This is a genomic window from Geodermatophilus sp. SYSU D01045, from assembly GCF_054050295.1.
The window spans coordinates 39,793-60,138 of sequence record NZ_JBJGZB010000006.1; the positions used below are offsets into that span (position 1 = coordinate 39,793).

A 20,346-nucleotide genomic window follows, 5' to 3' on the forward strand; every position below is an offset into this window, starting at 1 on the left:
CGCCGCCCGTGTCAGGAGCCGGTGAGGACGACGAGCCGCTGCGTCGCCCGGGTCATCGCGACGTACCGGTCGACCGCCCCCTCGATGCCCTCGCCGAACCGCTGCGGGTCGACGAGGACGACCAGGTCGAACTCGAGCCCCTTCGCCAGCACCGGCGTCAGCGACCGGACGCGGGACGTCGCCGGGAACGCCGGGTCGCCGATGACGCAGGCGATCCCCTCGGCGTGCGCGGCCAGCCAGCCGTCCACGACCGCCCGCAGGTCCGCGACGGACCCGTGGACGACGGGGACGCCGGTGCTGCGGACCGACGTCGGCACGTTGGCGTCCGGGATCGCGGCCCGGATGACCGGCGCGGCCTCGGCCATGACCTCCTCGGGCGTGCGGTAGTTGACGGTCAGCGAGGCCAGGCGCACGTCGGTGAGGCCGATCCGCCCGAGCCGCTCCTCCCACGACCCGGTGAACCCGTGCCGCGCCTGCGCGCGGTCTCCGACCACGGTGAGGCTGCGTGACGGGCAGCGGCGCAGCAGCACCTGCCACTCCGCGTCGGTCAGCTCCTGTGCCTCGTCGACGACGACGTGCGCGAACGGGCCGGCGAGCACGTCCGGGTCGGCCTGGGGGAGCGCGGCCCCGTCGACCAGGGCGTCGCGGAGGTCCTGGTGGCGCAGCGTGGTCATCAGCAGCAGCTCGGAGTCGTCGGCCGCGATCAGCTCGTCGATGACGCCGGCCATCCGCTCCCGCTCGGCCGCGACCACGGCGTCGTGCCGGCGCTGCCGCCGCTCCACCTCCGGGTCGCCGATCCGCTGCCGCGCCGCGTCGAGCAGCGGCAGGTCCGACACCGTCCACGCCTGCGCGTCCGCGCGCTGCAGGGCCCGGACCTCGTCGGCGCCGAGCCAGGGCGCGCACCGGCGCAGGTAGGCCGGCACCGACCACAGGTCCCCGACGACGTCGGCCGCCTCCAGCAGCGGCCACGCGCGGTCGAACGCCGCGCGCAGGTCGCCGTCCCGCCGCACCGCCCGCCGCACCTCGTCCGGCTCGGCGTCCTCGTCGTCGTGCGCGTCCACCACGATGGAGACCAGCGCCTCCCACACCTGCCCGCGCGCCTCGTTGTGCGGGGTGCCGGGGTCCGGCGCCTCGAACGCCTCGGCCCAGTCGTCGGGGCCCAGCCGGACGTCGGCCCACGGCGTCGTCACCGTCGTCCCCCGGGTGGGCGGCTCCTCGTGGAAGCGCACGGCCGCCTCGACCGCCTCGGCCATCCGCGCGGACGCCTTGAGCCCGGCCACGCGCGGGTCGGCCTCCGTCCCCGCCGCGGCGCCCTCGGGTACCAGGTCCCGCAGCGTGCAGGTCCGCACGCCCTCCTCGCCGAGGCTGGGCAGGACGTCGGAGACGTAGGCGAGGTACGGCTCGTGCGGGCCGACGAACAGCACCCCGCCCCGGTGGTGCCCGAGGCGGGGGTCGGAGTAGAGGAGGTAGGCGGTGCGGTGCAGGGCGACGACGGTCTTCCCCGTGCCCGGGCCGCCGTCGACGACGAGCGCGCCGCGGGAGCCCGCGCGGACGATCGCGTCCTGGTCGGCCTGGATGGTGCCCAGCACGTCCCGCATGCGGTCCGACCGGTCGCTGCCGAGGCTGGCGACGAAGGCGGACTGGTCGTCGAGCGCGGCGTGCCCGCGGAGCCCGTCCGGGGTGAACACCTCGTCCCAGTAGTCGGTGATCCGGCCGCGGGTCCAGCGGTACCGGCGGCGGCTGGCCAGCCCCATCGGGTCCGCGTGGGTCGCGCCGAAGAACGGCTCGGCGGCCGGCGACCGCCAGTCGACCAGCAGCCGGCGGCCCGCGCCGTCGGTGAGGCCGAGGCGCCCGACGTAGACCGGCTCGCCGCCGTCCGCGGGCACCATCCGCCCCAGGCACAGGTCCAGGCCGAAGCGGCGCAGGGTCCGCAGCCGCGAGGTGAGCCGGTGCACCTCGAGGTCCCGGTCCAGCGCCGCCTGGCCGTGTCCGCCGGGGGACCGGCGCTCGGCGTCGAGGCGGTCGGTGAGCTCGGCGACGGTCTGCTCCAGGCTCGCCGCGACGGCGGCGAAGTGCGCGACGTCGTCGGCGACCAGCGCCGGGTCCGCCTTGGCGGCGAGGTCGTCGGGGAGGGCGAAGACGGTGGTGCTCAGGGGGCTCACGGCGGGCGAGTGTGGGCCCCGGACCGGGTCTTGCCGCAAGCCCCGGGGCCCGCTATACGTTGAGGTGGGAGGACGAACGGGCTCCCTCTCCCGGTCCCCTCGCGCGACCGCCGACGTCCGGATCGCCGGGCCGCCGCCGTCACCGGCTGCCGGTCAGCTCACCGGCCCCGTCGTCAACCGGTCCAGCACCTCCGACCACGCCCGCCGGACGTGCGCGGGCTGGCCGTCGACCAGGGAGCCGAGGTGCGCGGGCGTGAGCCGGCCCGGGTCGACGACGGCGTCGAAGGCGAGGCGGAAGACGAGGTCGCTGACCTGATCGCTTCCCAGACCCGCGTCGCTCAGGGGCTGCAGGATCCACCGCGGGTCCACCGGCATCGCGCTCACGGACGGTCTTCGGACGGAGGCGCCCCCGCGGTTGCACCCGGCGATGAGTTCCTGCCTGGTGGCCGGTCGTCCCCCGTGACACGGGAGGAGGGTCCGATGTCCGACCTGATGGTGGACTTCATCGTCTCGCTCGACGGCTACGGGGCCGCCGAGGGCTGGCCCGGCTACTGGGGCATGGAGGGGCCCGAGTACCTCGGCTGGCTGGCGCAGGACGGCGCCCTGGAGCAGACCGTCCTCATGGGGGCGACGACGTACCGGCTGATGTCCGGCTTCGCCGCCGAGATCCCCGACGACCCCGGTCTCGCCGGCCTGACAGCCATGCCGAAGGTGGTGTTCTCGTCCACCCTGCGGGCGCCGCTGTCGTGGGCGAACACCGAGCTGGTCGACGGCGACGCCGTGGCCGCCGTGCGGGAGATGAAGCAACGCGGCGAGCGGCCGCTGCGCACGGTGGGCAGCGTCAGCCTGTGCCGGTCGCTGCTCACCGCCGGCCTGGTGGACCGCTTCCGCGTGATCGTCTTCCCGGTCATCACCGGCGCCACCGGGGCCGACCGCGTCTACGACGGCTATCCCGACGTCGCCCTCGAGCTCGTCGACAGCCGCCTGTTCGACGGCCGGCTCCAGCTGCTCGAGTACGTCCCCACGGTCCTCGCGGGTCCACCCGGGGCGTCCTGAGGAGACCCGCGTGCCCGGCGCTCAGTCGGGAGCGCCGGCTGCCGGGGGAGCGGACATGGAGTCGTGGACGTCCGCCAGCGGGGTCGCCGGGACCCGGATGAGGCCCCGGGCCGGGCGGTCGAGGTCGAAGGTCACCACCAGCAGGACGGTGACGAGCAGCGCCGCGACCACCGTCGTGGCCAGCCCGCGCCGGATGCTGGACAGGTGCAGGGCGAGGTGAAGGGCCAGCGCGCCGAGGGCCACGGCGGCCCCGGCGACCTCCACGACGAGCACGGCCGTCGGCACGCGGTTGGTCAGGGCGTACACGCGGGTGGACTGCGCGTCGAACATCTCGTTGAGCGACTCGACGTAGAGGCGGGGGGCGCTGGCGTCCGGCTCCCGGTCGAGGGCCTCTCCGGCCAGCGACCAGAGCCGGCGCTGGTCGCGCTCACTCGCCGCGAGCGCCTCCTGCTGAGCGGGGCTCCCCGGCACCGACTCGGCGATCTCGATGCTGGTGCCCGTGTACTGCCGCAGCAGGTCGAGCGTCTCCGTGCGCACCGGCTCGGGGAGGGTCTGCGCGCGGAGGTACGTCGTGCCGATGGCGTTGGCCTCGTCGACGGTGGCGGCTCTCCGCGACTCGTAGCGCCCCAGCGCCAGGCTGAGGCCGAAGGCGAGGATCAGACCCATGAAGCCGATGAGCGCCCCCTGCAGCACGCCCAGCGGCTCCCGGAACCTGTCCGAGGCGCGACCCACCCGCTGACCGACGGACAGCCCGCCGAGCGTCACGCCGATCATGAGCAGGCCGAGCAGGACCGCCAGGACCCAGGTGTTCAGCCCGAAGAACAGCACCACGCCCCCCTTCGCCACGGCTGGGACCGGCCCCTGCCCGGGCTCGGTCGGGACCCGGGGGTCACGGTGGACGCCGGGGCGGGAGCGTCACCGGCGGCGGGACGACGGGGCGTCGTCCGTCGACCGGAGCAGCCGGGCGGCAGCGCAGCTGCTCCCCGCCCGAGCCGGTTCCACCGGGGGACAGTAGGACCACGGGGCTGCTCCGGACCAGGGGTCCGCGGCCGTCGTCGGACCTGCGTCCGGGCCCGGCCAGGAGGACGGGACCGCAGGTCGGGTCCGGTGGGGCGGGTGGGGCTCGAACCCACGACCCGGGGATCACCGATGCTCAGGCGCTGCGCAGTGCCGACCGGGTCGACGCAGGTCACGCGCGAGCATCCAACGCCGAGTACCCGGGTCTTCGGCGGACGCCTTCCGAAGGATCCGAGTGAGGCGACGGCAGACCGAGGCGTGCCTGTCCCGGCTCGGTCGTACTCGACGACGCGCTCGGCAGCATCCCTTGCACGGTCCCCAGTCCCCGAGGAATGGACGACGCGTTGCTCCCCCGAACCAGCCCCGAGCGGCGGTGGACCGCGGGACGCAGACGGCCGGTGATGGTTCGGTGACGAGGGCGTGACGTGGAGCACTTAGCGTCGCCAGTGGCGCGGTGACCACACTGTGCGATGCGGCGGAGCCGGCTGGTGAGAACTCATGCACTCGAGTCCTTCTCCTGAACCGGCCCCCGGTGGTCCTCCTGAGCAGACCCGTGCTGGCCTCCGCCGGCGCCTCACCGTGTGGCGCCGGGTGCCCGGTCTGGTCTGGGCAGCCGTCGTCCTCTTCGGAGTGGTCGGTCTCTTCACCTTTTGGGTAGGCCTGCTCGACGTCCTGTCTGCCGCCGACCTGCAGTACAAGCTGATCGGGCTCGCGTTCGCCGTGGCGGGGCTGGCCCTGTTCGCCGGCAGTGCGGTCCTCCTCCGGGAGTCGTGGCGATACACGCACGGACGGATTGCAGCAGTCGCCGCAGGCGTCGCGGGAGCACTGGCCGGCATCTACCTGCTCCTGATGCAGTACCGGGCGCCGGGCCTCTCTCCAAGTCGACTCCCCCCGTTTCCGGCTTGGGTGCCCTGGGCTGGAATCACGGTCGCATCGGTCGCAGGGGCCGTCCTCGGGTGGACGAGCACGAAGGACCACGCCGCGACCCAGGTGAAGTGGACGGCGCTAGGCGGACGCCTGGTGGCCGGGGGACTCTCCGTGACCGTGCTCTTCGGCGGGGTGCAGTGGTGGTACACGCAGCAGTACCAACCGGGGACCATCGCGGCGGCACTGACGGTCACGACGGAGCTGAAGCCGGCGGCGAGTGAGGCCGATACGGCGGACCCGCACCTGTTCGAGGGTTCCATCAAGATCGAGAATGTCAGTGACACCAAGGTCCAGATCGTCTCTTCCCTCTATCAGGTCACAGAGGTCACCTACACCCCTCGAACCGAGATCACCGGGGTCAACCCCTTGGACGAGGAGCGGCAGGCGCTGGCTTGTTTCGTCGAGGAACTGGCACCCGTGACCGACCCGGAGTGCGACCAGCCGACCGTCTTCGAGTACGGCGACTTCAGCGCCGGGGACCCGAGGGCGCAGGACGACGCGGCGATCTCCCGCACCGGTCAACCCGATGCCTTCCAGGTCCTGCAGTTGGGCCAGGTGCTCGGGGATGGCTCCTGGCTGGAGGCCAGGGAGGAGTACCAGCACAACATCCTGGTCAACGTCCCGGAGCAACTGACGGACCCGAACCAGCCGACCGCCTTGAGGACACTGGAACTCTCGGCGTCACTCGCCGTCGCTCAGGGTTCCCGGCTGGTCCTCGAGAAGGTCCCGGGTCACGGGCCCGAGATGGTGCCGCAGGCCTTGCTGAGCAACGAGGAGTACCGCGACTACAAGGAGGCCGAGGAATCCGTCCGGAGCGAAGGACTGCCGACGCCCGTGAGCGCCACCTCCACCGCGGACGAGCCGGACACCACCGTCGAGGTGGACCGCGCGGAGCGCGAGGCCTACTACCAAGAACTGACGATGCCGCCGGCAGAGGACTCAGCGGCGATTGCTGGAACGCCTGCGACGTTGCCCCGTCCCTACCCGCACCGATACACCGTCGTCGAGTGGCCGGTCGAGGACCTCAGCACCCTCCACCGACTCGCCGCGGGTTCTCAGGTCGTCACCACGGTGCAAGTACTCAGCATGCGGCTGTACGACCCCGTCCAGCGCAGCCTCACGGAGATCGAGACCGCCGAGATGGTCTCGTGCATCAATCCTGCCGGCACGTTGGAGGGCAGGGACGACGGCGAGGACATCCGCCGCGACCCGACCGCCGTGTGTCCTGGGATGTGGTACTCCCTCGACGAAGACGACGGCACAGTGCAGAACGACTACGAGCGCCGGTACCACGAGATGATCGACTACCGCGAGGACATGGCGGACTTCTACGGACTCGTCCAGACCGGGGCCGCAGACGTGGTCTCCCTGACGACGGAGGCCGAGGCCGCTGCGACCACGAGGCAATCTTCGTTGCCGTTCCATGATCTTCCCAGCACTGCCTTCGAGGTGTGCGAGCCCGAGATGGAGTGGGCCGGCCTGGTCACGGATGTGTACGGCGTGACGGCGCAGCGGGCCTTCGACCACCATGCTGCTGAGATGACGGGGACCTCGGACGAGGAAGGAACCGAGGCGACCGCGGCACCCACCCTCGAGCAGGGCGTGGAGGCAGCCGACAGCTTCGACGTGTTGTTCGAGGTGACACACGACGGACTCACCGACTGCGCTGGCGTCGAGGCCCCCGCGGAGACGCCGGCGGCTGCCTGTACCGCAGCCGCTGATGAGGAGATCGGCGCCTTGGGCCACCTGCGCGATCTGGGTGAGGCACTACGGGAGCACCATGCCGTGATGCAGCAGTTGGCCGATGGGTCGATCAGTGCACGAGAGGCCGCGGCGATGGGTGAGCCCTCACTGGATCGTGGGATCGCAGCCTCGACCGCGTACGACCAAACCCAGGCCGAGGTCGCGGGTCTGCTCGCGGACTGCAGGTGACGAGCGACACGGGGGTCATGGGCGCAGGAGCAGTCCCGATCTTGTCGTGGGGTCGACTCCAGGTCCTGTCGTCGCAGGTAGGAGGCTCGTTGTGGGGCGGGTGGGGCTCGAACCCACGACCCAGGGATTATGAGTCCCATGCTCTGACCGGCTGAGCTACCGCCCCGGCGACGGACCCGATGCTCAGCGGTCCGTCCCCGTCGTCCGGCCCCGGTCGTGGCGGCCGTCGCTCCACCGGGTGCCGGGCCGTGCCCGAGGGTACCGATCCGGCCGGGCGGGCCCGCCCGTGACACCACGGACCCCTGGGAGACCGGCACTGCGCCTCCCAGGGGTCCGTCGGACCGGCCGGCTCAGCCGCCGAGCCGGGACCGGAGCAGTTGCTTGCCCTGCTCGGCGCCCTTGCGGCTGTCCGCCTGCGCCTTGCGGAAGAGTTCCGCCAGTTCGCCGTCGCCGTCGCGGTCGGCGTCCTGGATGTAGGTCTCCAGCCGGAGTGCGTTGCTCAGGCACTGCTCGGTGAACCAGATGAGGTTGTAGTCCTTGTCCTGGGTGCCGGTGACCTGTCCGGCCTCCTGGCCGCTGGTGGTGGTCATGGCCCGCTCCCTCCACTCGGGTGAGACGTCCGGTCTACTCGCGGCGACCGGGCGCGTCCACCGGTCCGCGCCCGGTGGTCCTCGTCGCGGGCACGGCTGTCCGGGCAGCGCAGTGCGCCGTCGGCCGGTCGGTCGTCCCGCTGCGGGGACGGCAACCGCGGGATGCGGTCGTGGGACGCGCGGGCGTCCGGCCCGCCAGACTGACCCCTCGGGCACCACCGGGAGGAGCGATCGATGGCCGGACGCTACGAGTACAAGGTCGAGGAACTCCGCGAGGGCATGATCGGCGGCAAGATGTCCGGCGACAAGCTCGAGAGGGTGCTCAACGAGCACGCTCGCGAGGGCTGGCAGCTCAAGGCAATCACGTCCGTCGACGTGAAGGGCCGCATCGGGCCGGGCAGCGTGGAGGGCCTCCTGGTCACCTTCGAGCGGCCCCTCGCCTGATCACGCCGGCGGCGCTCGCGCCGGTGGTGAGTCGGCCGGGAGCCTCCCTGCTTGGTGGACGACCGAGGACCCGGTCCTCGACGCGCGCTCCGGAGCTGACGCCGGAGGGGTCCCGCAGTGACCTCACGGCCTCCGCGTGGCTGCGCCCCAGCGACGGTCGCCACCGTGGGTGCTGCCCGGACCACGAGGAGCACCGTGAACGACCAGCAGACCCCGAACGGCACCCGCTGGGAGCCCCCGGCCGTCCTGGCCTGGTACCCCGAGCACACCTCGGCGGGTGCGGCCCCCGGTTCGCCGTCCGTCACGACCGCAGCCGCGCCGCCCCCGGCGCAGGCGCCGGCCGCCTCTCCGCCGCGCCCTGTCCCCGGAGGTCCGGCAGCGGGCAGGGCCTCCCGCGTGGCACCGGCGGCTTCCCCGGCACCCCGCCCGGCCTCGACGACGGGAGCACCGACGACGGCACGACCGGCACCGTCCCCGACGACGGACCACCGGCGACAGCGCCTGACCCCGTGCGCGGGCGGGCCCGGCCGGGGGGAATCAGCCCCGGCCGGGCCCGTCGCCGAAGCCGCCGAACCCGTCGGGCCCGCCGGGGAACCCGTCCGGACCGCCGCCGAACCCCTCGGCCAGCCCGTGCAGGACCAGCGAGCCGAACGCCACGAGCACCAGCAGGGTCACCAGGCCGACCAGTGCGATGCGCACGGCCGCGGGTCGGCCGGCGCGCGCCCCGGCGACGGTGGTCCGCACCTGCTCCCAGGCCATGAGCCCCAGCGGCCGCCAGCCCGGCGCGGTGGGCCGCGGCGCGGCCGCCACCGGCGGGAGGTCGGCGGTCAGCGGCGCGAGGTCGCGCAGGTGGACGGCGGCCCAGGCCGCCGCCATCCGGTCCCCGCCCTCGTCGGGCGTGAGCGCCCCGCGGGCGACGCCGTCCTGCAGCCGGTGCACCGTCGCGAGCCGGTCGGCGTCGGTGGCGCGCACCGGCGGCGCCTGCGGCGTGGCGCCCGGCCGTGCCGTGCCGTTCACGGCGGCCGTGTACCGCACCCGGCCGTCCGACGGCGTCGCCGGTCCTGGGATCGGGGTCCCGTCCATGTCGTTCCTCCCCACGAGAGCCGGTCCGGCCGGTCAGCCTGCCCGCCGTTCCTGTGACGGACCTGTGAGGCCGGGCACCGTGGGACATGCCTCGGACGCAGGAGTGACAAGGAGTGTCATTCCGGACACGCACCGTGAGACCCGCAGGTCAGGGGAGTGCTGAGACGGTTGAGAGCGCAAGCGGACACGCCGGGACCGTTATGTCCCCGTGACCTCACCCGTCCCATCCGTAGTACGTTCGCCCGCGGTCCTGCCGGGCCGCTGCGCCTCGGACCGACGAGGACCCCGGCCGGACTCCGCCTGACCGTCCCGGTCCGGACCGGGAGCGGGGACCGCACGGAGGTCCCCGGCTCGGTCGCGCCCGCGGACGCCGGACGCGGGCAGGGTGCCCGTCCCGCCGGATGGGCCCGACCCGGCAGGCGGCCGCGAGGAGAGGGAGATCCGCCCCGTTGGCGACCGTGCACCACCGGACCGCCCGCCCCGCCCGCCCCGCCACCCGGCGGCTGCGCCGCGCCGTGCTCGCCGCCGGCGCCGCCGCGCTCCTGATGGCGGCGCCCGTCCCGGCGATGGCGGACCCCGACGACGACGTCGCCGCGGCCGAGGCCGCCGAGGCCGCCCTCGTCGCCGAGGTGAGCCGGATCCAGGGCGAGGTCGCCACCGCCGAGGAGCAGTTGCAGCGGATGACCGTCGAGGCCGAGGCCGCCGCGGACGCCGCGCTGGTCGCCCAGGCCGAGCTCGCCGCCGCGCAGGAGGCCGCCACCGCGGCCGCTGCCGAGCTGCAGGCCGCGCGCGACGCCGTCGCGCAGGCCCAGGACGAGGTCGTCGAGCTCGGCCGCGAGGCCTACATGGGCAACGGGGGAGACCTCGGCGGCACCGCCTCGGTGCTGCTGGACAGCCAGGGCCCCCGCGAGGTCCTCGAGCGCGCCGCCACCCTCGACCTGCTCGGCGCCCAGCGCGCCGAGACCCTCCAGCAGTACGAGGTCCTCGAGGCCCAGGAGGAGGAGGCCGACGCCGCCGCCCGCGCCGCCGTCCAGGAGCGCGACGCCGCCGCCACGGCCGCCGCGGAGGCCCAGGCCGCCGCCGACGCCCGGCTGGCCGAGGCGCAGGGCGACTACGACGCCCTGGCCGGTGAGAAGGCCCGCCTCGACGAGCAGCTGCGCGCGGCCGAGGTCGAGCTGCTGCGGCTGCGCGGCATCGCCGAGGCCGAGGCCGCCTGGGAGGCCCAGCAGGCCGCCGAGCAGCAGGCCGCGGTGAACGTCCAGTCCAGCGCCGGCGGTGGCATCGCCCCGACCACCGGCCGCGTGACCTCCTGCTACGGCCCGCGCTGGGGGACCATGCACCAGGGCGTGGACATCGCCGCCCCGATCGGCACCCCGGTCTTCGCCCCGGAGGGCGGCGTCGTCCTGCAGGCGGGTCCCGCCAGCGGCTTCGGCCAGGCCGTCTACGTGCAGCACGACGACGGCTCGATCACCCTCTACGGACACGTCAACCGGTTCTTCGTCTCGGCCGGCCAGGTCGTGACCGCCGGCCAGCAGATCGCCGAGGTCGGCAACAAGGGCCAGTCCACCGGACCGCACCTGCACTTCGAGGTGCACGAGGGCGGGCTGTACGCCAGCCGGGTCAACCCGATGCCGTGGCTGCAGGCGCACGGCGTCTCGCTGGGCGGCGCCTGCTAGCGGCGCCCGCGGAACCGGCCGAGCAGGTCGCCGGCGCCCCCGACGGTCCGCGCGGCCAGCGCCAGGATCGGGCCGCCGGGGATGCCCGGCGCCGACTCGACGATCGGCGCCAGCCGCATCAGCTCGGGCAGGTCGCGCACCCGCAGCCGGCGCCGCACCAGCGCCGCGGCCGGGTTGGTCCGCCCCGACGCCGCCTCCAGCAGCACGTCGGCCGCGGCCTCGACGACGGCGCCGCGGGGCCGTCCTCCGGCGACCCGCCGCACCGTCCAGCCCGGCGGGTCGGCCGCGAAGACCCAGCCGCCGCCGGGGCTGACCAGTGCGGCGCCGCCGGCGATGCCCGACGAGGCGGCCAGTGCGCCGGTGACGTCGGCCAGCGCGGCCAGCCCGGCGTCCAGGACCGCCGGCGGGACCGGGGGAGCGCCCAGCGGCACCAGGTCCAGGCCGTGCACCGCGAGTTCGTAGGCCTGGCCCAGGACCACCGACAGCATCGGCAGCCGCCCCACCGTCGAGACGGCGGGCGCGGTGTCCAGCTCCGTGGGTTCCTCGGCCAGGTAGCGGGCGGTCGCCTCCCGGTTGCGGCGCAGCGCGGCGAGGACCTCCTCCCGCGAGGCGTCCCGGTGGGCGGTGGTCACCCGGGCGTTGGTCGCGTCGACGTCGGCCGGCGTCCCGGTGCCGCCGGCCCGGGCGGACGCCGTCAGGTCGGCCAGGGCGGCGTGGTCGGGCCAGCAGCCCAGGTGCACGCACACCTCGTGCGCCCGCCAGCCCGGGAGCCGCGTCGGCCGGTCGAGGTCCACCGCGGCCGCCTGCTCGAGGAAGGCGTCCCAGGCGCCGAGCACCATCGGCCCGACCACGTCCCGGCCGGCGTCGGCCATCCCGTGCGTCCCGTCGTCGCGTCCCATGCCGGGCCCCTACCCACCCCGCGGACGATCTCGCAGGGTGACCGACACTCCCGCGGGGCGTTCACCGTGCGTCACCGACGGTCGACAGAGTTCCGTATACGACACGGGCTCCCGCAACGGCCGGTGACGGGAGCCACGGTGTACCGTCAGGGCCGTCCGACCTCGGGTTGGACGCCGCGCCACCGGTCGTGGTATGGCGCTGACCAGCACTTCCGTGACCTGCGGGGCGGGTGTGGTCACATCCGGAACAGTCGCTGCATCCGCACTGGCGCGACCGGCACCTCATCGTGCACACTGTCCCCGGAAGCCCTGGCCCACCGCCGTTGACCACAGCCTGTCACCGAATCGATCGTCCGTTGGGGAAGACGAGACCGATCGAGTCGATGGAGGTGCCTCGTGCAGCGACGGTCTACCCAGGGTGTCGTCTTCGTGCACTCCTGCCCGAAGGCGCTCTGCCAGCACGTCGAGTGGGCGCTCGAACGCGTCATCGGCGCGCCGGTCTCCCTGTCGTGGGCCGACCAGCCCGCGGCGCACGGTGCCTACCGTGCCGAGGTGGCCTGGACCGGGTCCCCCGGCACGGGCGCCAAGCTGGTCGCCGCGCTGCGCGCGTGGCCGATGCTGCGGTTCGAGGTGACCGAAGAGGCCAGTCACGGCAACGACGGCGAGCGCATGTCCTACGTGCCGGGGCACGGCGTCTTCCGCGCCCCCACGAGCGCCAACGGCGACATCGTGGTGACCGAGCAGCAGTTGCGCACCCTCGCGGCGACCGCCACGTCGGTGGAGGCGTTCCGCCACGGCGTGGACCAGCTCCTCGGCGCGGCCTGGGACGCCGATCTCGAGGTCTACCGCTACGCCGGTGACGGCAGCCAGACCACCTGGCTGCACCAGGTCGTCTGAGGGTCCGGGGCGAAGTCGCAGGTCACGATCAGGGCACACGACGTGAGGCACCCCGCGTCCTCGTCGTAGGCTGCACACCAGGTCGTGGGGGGGGGCGCGGGGGGGGGGGGGGCGGGCGGCGGGCGGCCGGGGGGGGGGGGGGGCGGGGCGTGGGGGGGGGGGGGGCCGGGGGGGGGGGGGGGGCGGGGGGGGGGGGGGGGGGGGGGGGGCGGGGGGGGGGGGGGGGGGGGGCGGGGCGGGCGGCCGGCGGGGGGGCGCCCCCCCGCCCGGCGGCGGTACTGCGGGCGCCGCGACGGTGGCCTGCGAGTGGGTGGCCGCCCGGTCGGGCAACCCCTACGCCGTGGAGGTCGCCCCGCCCGACGACGAGGTGCCCGCCGAGGGCACCGCGGCGCTGCGGATGACCACCAGCCTGGGCGAGCTCACGCTCACCCTGGACCGGGCCGGCGCCCCGTGCGCGGCGGCGAGCATGCTGCACCTGGCCGCACAGGGCTTCTTCGACGGCTCGTCCTGCCACCGGGAGGTCGACAGCGAGGGCCTGCAGGTGCTGCAGTGCGGCGACCCGACCGGCACCGGCGCCGGCGGGCCCACCTACGCCTTCCCCACCGACGTCGACGGCGACGAGACCTACCCCCGCGGCACCGTGGCGATGGCCAACAGCGGGCAGGGCCTCGACGGCAGCCAGTTCTTCCTCGTCTGGGGCGACAGCGCGCTGCCGCCGGACTACACCGTCGTCGGCACGGTCGACGACGGCGGCCTCGCCGTCCTCGACGTGGTCGCGGCCAACGGCAACGACGGCTCGCTGGACCCCTCCCCCGGCGGCGGCGCCCCGACCGTCCCGGTGACGGTCACCTCGATGGCACCGGTGGGATGACGGAGGACCCCTACGCGGGGTTCCCGCCCGGGTTCTTCGCGCGCGACGACGAGCGGCCCGACGCGGAGTTCTACGGCCCGCCGCGGCTGGTCACCCACATCGACGACGACGCGATCGCCGCGGTCGGCGACCTCTACGCCGAGCTCGGCATCGACGGCTCGGCGCCGGTACCCCGCCGGGTGCTGGACCTCATGTCCTCGTGGGTCTCGCACTTCCGCACCCCGCCGGCCGAGCTGGTGGTGCTCGGCATGAACGCCCGCGAGCTGGCCGCCAACCCCGCGGCCACCGAGCGGGTGGTGCGGGACCTCAACGCCGACCCGCGGCTCCCGCTGCCCGACGGCGACGTCGACGCCGTGGTGTGCTGCGTGTCGATCGACTACCTGACCCGGCCGGTCGAGGTGCTCGCCGAGGCCGGGCGGGTGGTGCGCCGGGGCGGGCCGCTGGTGGTCACCTTCTCGAACCGCTGCTTCCCCACCAAGGCCGTGCACGGCTGGCTGGCCACGACCGACGAGCAGCACGGCGCGCTGGTCGCCGAGCTGGTGCGCCGCGCCGGCGCCTTCACCGAGCCGGAGGTGTCGCTGCGCACCCCGCCGGGCGCCGGGGACCCGCTGTACGCGGTGGTGGCCCTCAGGCGGTGACGCGCTCGACGTCGAAGACGCCCTCGACGTTGCGCACCGTCTGCAGCACCGCGCCCAGGTGCGCGGGGTCGGCCAGCTCGAAGGTGAACCGGCTGACCGCCACCCGGTCCCGGCTGGTCTGCACCGACGCCGAGAGGATGTTCACCCGCTCGTCGGCCAGCGCCTTGGTGACGTCGGACAGCAGCCGGTGCCGGTCCAGCGCCTCGACCTGGATCGAGACGAGGAACACCGACCCGGGCTGGCTGGCCCATTCCACCTCGACCAGCCGCTCGCTCTTGCGCCGCAGGTCCGCGGCGTTGGTGCAGTCGGTGCGGTGCACGCTGACCCCGCCGCCGCGGGTGACGAAGCCGAGCACCTCGTCGCCGGGCACCGGGGTGCAGCACTTGGCGAGCTTGGCCCAGACGTCGCTCATCCCGTGGACGACGATCCCGGGGTCGCCGCTGGCCGGGCGCCGGTGCAGCGGGCGCCGGGTGGGGATCGCGGTCTCGGCGATGTCCTCGACCGCGCCCTCGGCGCCGCCGAGGGCGGTGATCAGCTTGTCGACCACCGACGCCGCGGAGATCTGGTTCTCCCCCACCGCCGCGTACAGCGCGGTGACGTCGGCGTAGCGGAGGTCCTTGGCCAGCGTGACCAGCGCCTCGCCGCCGAGCAGCCGCTGCAGCGGCAGGCCGGCCTTGCGCATGGCCCGGGTGAGGGCCTCCTTGCCGGCCTCGACGGCGTCGTCGCGGCGCTCCTTGGTGAACCACTGGCGGATCTTGGTCCGCGCGCGGGAGGAGCCGACGAAGGACAGCCAGTCCTTCGACGGGCCGGCCGTGGGCGAGCGGGAGGTGAAGATCTCGACGACGTCGCCGTTGGACAGCCTGCTGTCCAGGCTGACCAGCGTGCCGTTCACCCGCGCGCCGATGCAGCGGTGGCCGACCTCGGTGTGCACCGCGTAGGCGAAGTCCACCGGCGTCGACCCGCCGGGCAGGCTCATGACGTCGCCCTTGGGCGTGAAGACGAAGACCTCCTGCGGACCGAGGTCGTAGCGCAGGGTCTCGAGGAACTCGCCGGGCTCCTGGGCCTCGCGCTGCCAGTCCAGCAGCTGGCGCAGCCACAGCATGTCGTCGGGCGTGCCGACCTTCGAGGCGCCGAACTCGCCGGGGCCGGGCCTGCCGCCCTGCCGCGCCTTCTCCTTGTACTTCCAGTGCGCGGCGATGCCGTACTCGGCGGTGCGGTGCATGTCGTGCGTGCGGATCTGCAGCTCGACCGGCTTGCCCTGCGGCCCGATCACCGTCGTGTGCAGCGACTGGTACATGTTGAACTTCGGCATCGCGACGAAGTCCTTGAAACGCCCGGGCACCGGCTGCCAGTGCGCGTGCATGATGCCCAGCGCCGCGTAGCAGTCGCGGACGGTGTCGACCAGGATCCGGATGCCGACCAGGTCCCAGATGTCGGTGAAGTCCCGGCCGCGGACGATCATCTTCTGGTAGATCGAGTAGTAGTGCTTGGGCCGGCCGGTGACGACGGCCTGGATCCCGGCCGCCTTGAGCTGCTCGGTGACCGCCGCGGTCACCTCGGCGAGGTAGGTGTCGCGCGAGGGCGCCCGCTCGGCGACCAGCCGGACGATCTCGTCGTAGCGCTTGGGGTAGAGCGTGGCGAACGCGAGGTCCTCGAGCTCCCACTTGATCGTGTTCATGCCCAGCCGGTGGGCCAGCGGGGCGAGGATCTCCAGCGTCTCGCGCGCCTTCTTCTCCTGCTTCTCCGGCGGGAGGAAGCGCAGCGTGCGCATGTTGTGCAGCCGGTCGGCGAGCTTGATGACCAGCACCCGCGGGTCGCGGGCCATCGCGACGATCATCTTGCGGATCGTCTCGGCCTGGGCGGCGTCGCCCAGCTTCACCTTGTCGATCTTCGTGACGCCGTCCACGAGGTGGGCGACCTCGGGGCCGAAGTCGTCGCTGATCGCCTCGAGCGTCTTGCCGGTGTCCTCGACGGTGTCGTGCAGCAGCGCGGCGACCAGCGTCGTGGTGTCCATCCCCAGGCCCGCGAGCACGGTGGCCACGGCCAGGGGGTGGGTGATGTAGGGATCGCCGCTCTTGCGCTTCTGGGTCGCGTGCGCGGCCTCGGCGACGTCGTAGGCCCGCTGCAGCAGCGTGAGGTCGGCCTTGGGGTGGCTCTGCCGGTGCAGCGCGGCCAGCGGCTCGAGCACCGGGCGGACCTCGCTGCGCTGGCTGGCGACGATCCGGCGGGCCAGCCGGTCGCGCACCCGGCGTGGGCGGGCGGGGGCGCCCTCCTCCGGCGGCTCGCTGCCGACGTCGTCGGGACGGCGGACCAGCGGCCGGGACGGCAGCGGGGTGCGCTGGTCCTGCGGCGGGGCGGGGTCCTCCTCGGGCCGCGCGCCAGCCACGCGGGTGGCGGGCGCGTCGGGTGCCACGGTGACTCCTGCGGGAGCAGAGGAGGAACGACCAGCACCATGCTAGCCGCGCCCGCCAGGGGCGCGGCCGCGCCGGGCCGGGGCTCCTCCTCAGGTGGTCCAGAGGGTGTGCACGGCGTGCGGGGCGAGCCGCTCGCGGCCGCCCAGGGCGGCGAGCTCGACGACCACCGACACCGCCGTCACCACGCCGCCGAGCTCCTCGACCAGGGCGACGGAGGCCGCCAGCGTGCCGCCGGTGGCGAGCACGTCGTCGACCAGCAGCACCCGCTGACCGCGGCGGAGCGAGTCGGTGTGCATCTCGACGGTCGCGGTGCCGTACTCGAGCACGTACTCGGCGGCGATCCGCTCCCGGGGCAGTTTGCCGGCCTTGCGCACCGGCACGACGCCGACGCCGGCGTGCAGCGCGACCGCCGCGGCCAGCAGGAACCCGCGGGCCTCGACGCCGACGACGACGTCGAATCCCGGGTCGCCGGGGCGGCCGTCGTCGGTGTGCGCGACCGCCGCTGCCCGCGGGTCCGCCAGCACCGGCGCGGCCAGGCCCTCCACCATGCGGCGGAAGGCCGGGCCGTCGGCGAAGACCGGCGTGAGGTCGCGGAAGACGACCCCGGGCTCGGGGAAGTCCGGGACGTCGACGGTCAGGGAGGCGATGAGCTCGTCGAGGGGCGGGAGCGCCTCGGCGGTGCTCACCGGCGCTTCTTCGACCCGCCCGGCCGCTGCGGCCGGACACCCGGGCGCGGCGCCGCGGTGGCGCCGCGCGGCCGGCCGGCGTCGGGGCCGACCGTGGCCGGCGACTCGACGACGACGTCGGCCTCCGCCGGGCCCAGCGACCCGGCGTCCCGCTCGGCCAGCGCCACCCCGCCGCGCGCGGCGCCGCCGCGGGCCCGGCGGGCGCTGGCGACCGGCCCGGCCGAGGCGCGGGCGCCCTGGCGGGCGGCGGCCGACCGGCGGGCGAGCACGCGCTTGCGCAGCGCGACGACCTCGGGCTCGCGCTCCTTGAGGTCGGCGACGATCGGCGTGGCCAGGAAGATCGACGAGTAGGCGCCCGCGGCGAGGCCGACGAACAGCACCAGCGCCAGGTCCTTGAGCGTGCCCACCCCGAGCAGGCCCGCGCCGACGAACAGCAGCCCGGCGACCGGCAGCAGTGCGATCACCGAGGTGTTGATCGAGCGCATGAGGGTCTGGTTGACCGCGAGGTTGGCCGCCTCCCCCCAGGTCATGCGGGCGCTCTGCGCCAGGCCGCGGGTGTTCTCGTCGACCTTGTCGAAGACGACGACGGTGTCGTAGAGGGAGAACCCGAGGATGGTCAGCAGGCCGATGATCGTCGACGGCGTGACCTCGAAGCCGACCAGCGAGTAGACGCCGGCGGTGACCAGCAGGTCGTGCAGCAGCGCCACGATGGCGCCGATGGCCATCTTCGGCTGGAACCGGATCGCCAGGAACGCGATGACCGCGACGAGGAACACCACGAGCGCGATGAGCGCCTGGTCGGTGATGTCCTGACCCCACTCGGCGCTCACCGACTCGGGGCTGACGGCGCCCGCGTCCACGCCGGCGGCGTCGGCCACCGCCTCGACGACCGCCCGCTCGCCGTCGTTGTCCAGCGCGCCGGTGCGCAGCAGGATCTCGTCGCCGCCGACGACCTGCGCGGAGGCGACGTCGGCGCCCGCGTCGGTGGCGGCCTCGCGCACCTGCTCCAGCACGGCGCTGTCGCCCGGCAGCCGGAAGCTGTTGCCGCCGGCGAAGTCGATGCCGAAGTTGAAGCCGCGGAACACCATCGAGGCGATGCAGACCAGCACGATGACGGCGGTGACCTTGTAGATCAGCCGGCTGCGGCCGACGACGTCGAGGCCGGCCTCGCCGTTGTACAGCCGGTGCGCCAGGGACGCCCGCCGCTCGGGGCGGCGGGTGGTGCTGCCCTCGGCGGGGAGGCCGGCGTCGGCGAGCGCGGCGTCGTCGGCCGCGGCAGCGGCGTCCTCGGCCGCCGACGCGTCGGCCGCGCGGGCCTCGTCGGCCTCGGTGCCCACCGGCACCGGGGTCTCCTCGTCGCGGCTCATGCCTTGCTCCTGTCCTGGGACGCGCGGGCACCCGACCCGGCGCCGACCAGCTCGCGCTCCGCGCGGACGGCCGGGGCGGCCGAGCGCAGCGACCGGTCGACCTGGCCGAGGCCGGAGAACCGGCTCGAGCCGAACGACCGGAACCGGGCGAGCACGGCCATCAGCGGGTGGGTGAAGAGGAAGACGACGACCAGGTCCAGGACCGTGGACAGGCCGAGGGTGAACGCGAAGCCCTTCACGTCGCCGATGGCCAGCCAGTAGAGGATCGCCGCGGCGAGGAAGCTGACCGCGTCGGCCGAGAGGATGGTGCGGCGGGCGCGGACCCAGGCGCGCGGCACCGCCGAGCGCAGCGTCCGGCCCTCGCGGACCTCGTCCTTGAGGCGCTCGAAGTAGACGACGAACGAGTCCGCCGTGATGCCGATGGCCACGATGAACCCGGCGATGCCGGCGAGGCTCAGGGTGAAGCCGATCTCGCGGCCGAGCAGGACGAGGCTGGCGTAGACCACGACCGCCGACAGCACCAGGCTGGCGATCATGACCAGGCCCAGCAGCCGGTAGTAGACCAGCGCGTAGACGAACACCAGCGCGATGCCGATGGCGCCGGCGATCAGGCCGGCCTCCAGCTGCTCGGCGCCGAGCTCGGTGGAGATCGACTCGGCGGTGGCCTGCTCGAAGGTCAGCGGGAGCGCGCCGTAGCGCAGCTGGTTGGCCAGCTCCTCGGCGCTCGCCTGGTCGAACGAGCCGGTGATGGTCGTCTGGCCGTTGATGGCGCCCTGGATGGTGGGCGCGGACACGACCCGGCCGTCGAGGGTGAAGGCGACGTTGCTGCCGACGTTGGCGGCGGTGTACTCCGCCCAGGTGGCCCGGCCCTCGGAGTTGAAGTCCAGCAGGACGACCCACTCACCAGTGGTCTGCTGGGTGCCGGCGGTCGCGTCGGCGATCTCGGTGCCCTCGATGATCGTCGGGCCGAGGAGGTACTTCTGCGAGCCGTCCTCGCTGCACGCGGCGACGTAGTCGTCGGGGCGGGCGACCTCGCTGGTGGTGTCCGCGGGGTCGCAGGTCAGCGTCGCGTACTGCGCCGCGGCCTCCTCCTGGGTCACCGCGGGGCGGTCCGGGTCGAGCGCGGGGTCGCTCACCGCGCCGTCGCTCGGGGTGGCGGGGTCCGTCGCCGTCGCGGCGTCGGTGGGGGTGGCCGGGTCGGTCGGCGCCGCGGCGTCCGTGGGGGCCGCGGGGTCCGTCGGCGTCGCGCCGTCGGTCGGGGTGGCGGAGTCGCTCGGCGCGGCGCTGTCGGTGCTCTCCGCGGGCGCGGCCGCCTCGGGGCCGGTGACCACCGGGCGGAACCGCAGCTGGGCGGTCTGGCCCAGCTCGCGGGCCTGCTCGCCGTCGTCGCCGGGCACCGAGATGACGATGTTCGCGTCGCCCTCGGTGACCACCTCGGCCTCGGCGACGCCGAGGCCGTTGACCCGCTGCTCGATGATCTGGCGGGCGAGCTCGAGGTCCTCGGGCGCCGGCGCCTGCCCGTCGGGCGTGCGCGCGGTCAGCGTGACCGTGGTCCCGCCGCGCAGGTCCAGGCCGAGCTGGGGGGTGCGGTCGGAGCCGGTGAGGAAGATCAGGCCGTACATGACGGCCACGATCAGGACCAGCGCGCCGAAGTAGCGGCGCGCCGGCAGGGCGCGGTTAGCCACGG

The 20,346-nt window shown here is 74.5% G+C and carries 17 protein-coding genes and 1 tRNA gene; 7 read left to right on the forward strand and 11 right to left on the reverse strand.

Translation table 11 applies throughout. The annotated features are described in order from the left end of the window. Positions 1–11: 11 nt before the first annotated feature. Together helR and ACI798_RS06720 are read right to left on the reverse strand one after the other, a co-directional pair. Positions 12–2,162, reverse strand: coding sequence for an RNA polymerase recycling motor ATPase HelR (gene helR / locus ACI798_RS06715; protein WP_456941845.1), 2,151 nt, complete (start codon positions 2,160–2,162; stop codon positions 12–14). Between the two features lie 153 nt (positions 2,163–2,315). After that, a complete protein-coding gene (locus tag ACI798_RS06720) occupies positions 2,316–2,546 on the reverse strand; it encodes a hypothetical protein (RefSeq protein ID WP_456941846.1) in 231 nt (76 codons plus the stop codon). Positions 2,547–2,642: 96 nt separating this feature from the next. On the opposite strand from ACI798_RS06720, the gene ACI798_RS06725 reads away from it, so the two are divergent. Continuing rightward, positions 2,643–3,218: a dihydrofolate reductase family protein gene (locus ACI798_RS06725; protein ID WP_456941847.1), complete on the forward strand. Its 576-nt coding sequence runs from the start codon at positions 2,643–2,645 to the stop codon at positions 3,216–3,218. A gap of 21 nt (positions 3,219–3,239) precedes the next feature. Here the strand turns inward: ACI798_RS06725 and ACI798_RS06730 are convergent, their stop codons facing one another. Further along, the gene (locus tag ACI798_RS06730) at positions 3,240–4,064 is read right to left on the reverse strand and encodes a bestrophin-like domain (protein ID WP_457047534.1); all 825 of its coding nucleotides are present in this window, start codon (positions 4,062–4,064) and stop codon (positions 3,240–3,242) included. A 762-nt stretch (positions 4,065–4,826) separates the two neighbouring features. Between ACI798_RS06730 and ACI798_RS06735 the strand changes: the two genes are divergently transcribed. Continuing rightward, on the forward strand, positions 4,827–7,094 hold the full coding sequence (locus ACI798_RS06735; protein WP_457047535.1) for a hypothetical protein: 2,268 nt from the start codon (positions 4,827–4,829) through the stop codon (positions 7,092–7,094). 92 nt (positions 7,095–7,186) lie between these two features. Here ACI798_RS06735 and ACI798_RS06740 read toward each other — a convergent pair. Continuing rightward, positions 7,187–7,260, reverse strand: a tRNA-Ile gene (locus tag ACI798_RS06740). 184 nt (positions 7,261–7,444) lie between these two features. After that, positions 7,445–7,684, reverse strand: coding sequence for a hypothetical protein (locus ACI798_RS06745; RefSeq protein ID WP_456902659.1), 240 nt, complete (start codon positions 7,682–7,684; stop codon positions 7,445–7,447). A 234-nt stretch (positions 7,685–7,918) separates the two neighbouring features. Here ACI798_RS06745 and ACI798_RS06750 point away from each other — a divergent pair, with 234 nt between their 5' ends. Continuing rightward, a complete protein-coding gene (locus tag ACI798_RS06750) occupies positions 7,919–8,128 on the forward strand; it encodes a DUF4177 domain-containing protein (RefSeq protein ID WP_457047536.1) in 210 nt (69 codons plus the stop codon). Between the two features lie 537 nt (positions 8,129–8,665). On the opposite strand, the gene ACI798_RS06755 is transcribed toward ACI798_RS06750, so the two are convergent. Continuing rightward, positions 8,666–9,211: a DUF1707 SHOCT-like domain-containing protein gene (locus tag ACI798_RS06755; protein WP_457047537.1), complete on the reverse strand. Its 546-nt coding sequence runs from the start codon at positions 9,209–9,211 to the stop codon at positions 8,666–8,668. 458 nt (positions 9,212–9,669) lie between these two features. Between ACI798_RS06755 and ACI798_RS06760 the strand changes: the two genes are divergently transcribed. Next, on the forward strand, positions 9,670–10,887 hold the full coding sequence (locus ACI798_RS06760) for a M23 family metallopeptidase (protein WP_457047590.1): 1,218 nt from the start codon (positions 9,670–9,672) through the stop codon (positions 10,885–10,887). Here ACI798_RS06760 and ACI798_RS06765 read toward each other — a convergent pair. Next, the gene (locus ACI798_RS06765; protein ID WP_457047538.1) at positions 10,884–11,786 is read right to left on the reverse strand and encodes a maleylpyruvate isomerase N-terminal domain-containing protein; all 903 of its coding nucleotides are present in this window, start codon (positions 11,784–11,786) and stop codon (positions 10,884–10,886) included. The two genes, ACI798_RS06760 and ACI798_RS06765, sit on opposite strands and share 4 nt — an antisense overlap. A 396-nt stretch (positions 11,787–12,182) precedes the next feature. Between ACI798_RS06765 and ACI798_RS06770 the strand changes: the two genes are divergently transcribed. From ACI798_RS06770 to ACI798_RS06780, 3 genes are all read left to right on the forward strand, one after another. Continuing rightward, positions 12,183–12,683, forward strand: a complete 501-nt coding sequence (locus ACI798_RS06770) for a DUF3145 domain-containing protein (RefSeq protein ID WP_110007004.1) — start codon at positions 12,183–12,185, stop codon at positions 12,681–12,683. 310 nt (positions 12,684–12,993) lie between these two features. Beyond that, entirely contained in the window at positions 12,994–13,554 is a 561-nt protein-coding gene (locus ACI798_RS06775; RefSeq protein WP_457047539.1) for a peptidylprolyl isomerase, read from the forward strand. After that, positions 13,551–14,192, forward strand: a complete 642-nt coding sequence (locus ACI798_RS06780) for a class I SAM-dependent methyltransferase (protein WP_457047540.1) — start codon at positions 13,551–13,553, stop codon at positions 14,190–14,192. The genes ACI798_RS06775 and ACI798_RS06780 overlap by 4 nt, the downstream gene beginning before the upstream one ends. Here the strand turns inward: ACI798_RS06780 and ACI798_RS06785 are convergent. The 4 genes from ACI798_RS06785 to secD all read right to left on the reverse strand — a co-directional run bounded on the left by ACI798_RS06785 (position 14,182) and on the right by secD (position 20,344). Beyond that, a complete protein-coding gene (locus tag ACI798_RS06785; RefSeq protein ID WP_457047541.1) occupies positions 14,182–16,605 on the reverse strand; it encodes a RelA/SpoT family protein in 2,424 nt (807 codons plus the stop codon). The two genes, ACI798_RS06780 and ACI798_RS06785, sit on opposite strands and share 11 nt — an antisense overlap. A gap of 90 nt (positions 16,606–16,695) precedes the next feature. Continuing rightward, complete coding sequence (locus ACI798_RS06790; protein WP_456940622.1) at positions 16,696–17,292, reverse strand: adenine phosphoribosyltransferase; 597 nt, start codon at positions 17,290–17,292, stop codon at positions 16,696–16,698. Next, entirely contained in the window at positions 17,289–18,659 is a 1,371-nt protein-coding gene (gene secF / locus ACI798_RS06795; protein ID WP_456940621.1) for a protein translocase subunit SecF, read from the reverse strand. The genes ACI798_RS06790 and secF overlap by 4 nt, the downstream gene beginning before the upstream one ends. Beyond that, positions 18,656–20,344 (reverse strand): protein translocase subunit SecD, encoded by a 1,689-nt coding sequence (gene secD / locus ACI798_RS06800; protein ID WP_457047542.1) that lies wholly within the window; start codon positions 20,342–20,344, stop codon positions 18,656–18,658. Before secD ends, secF begins: the two co-directional genes overlap by 4 nt. Positions 20,345–20,346: the final 2 nt, after the last annotated feature.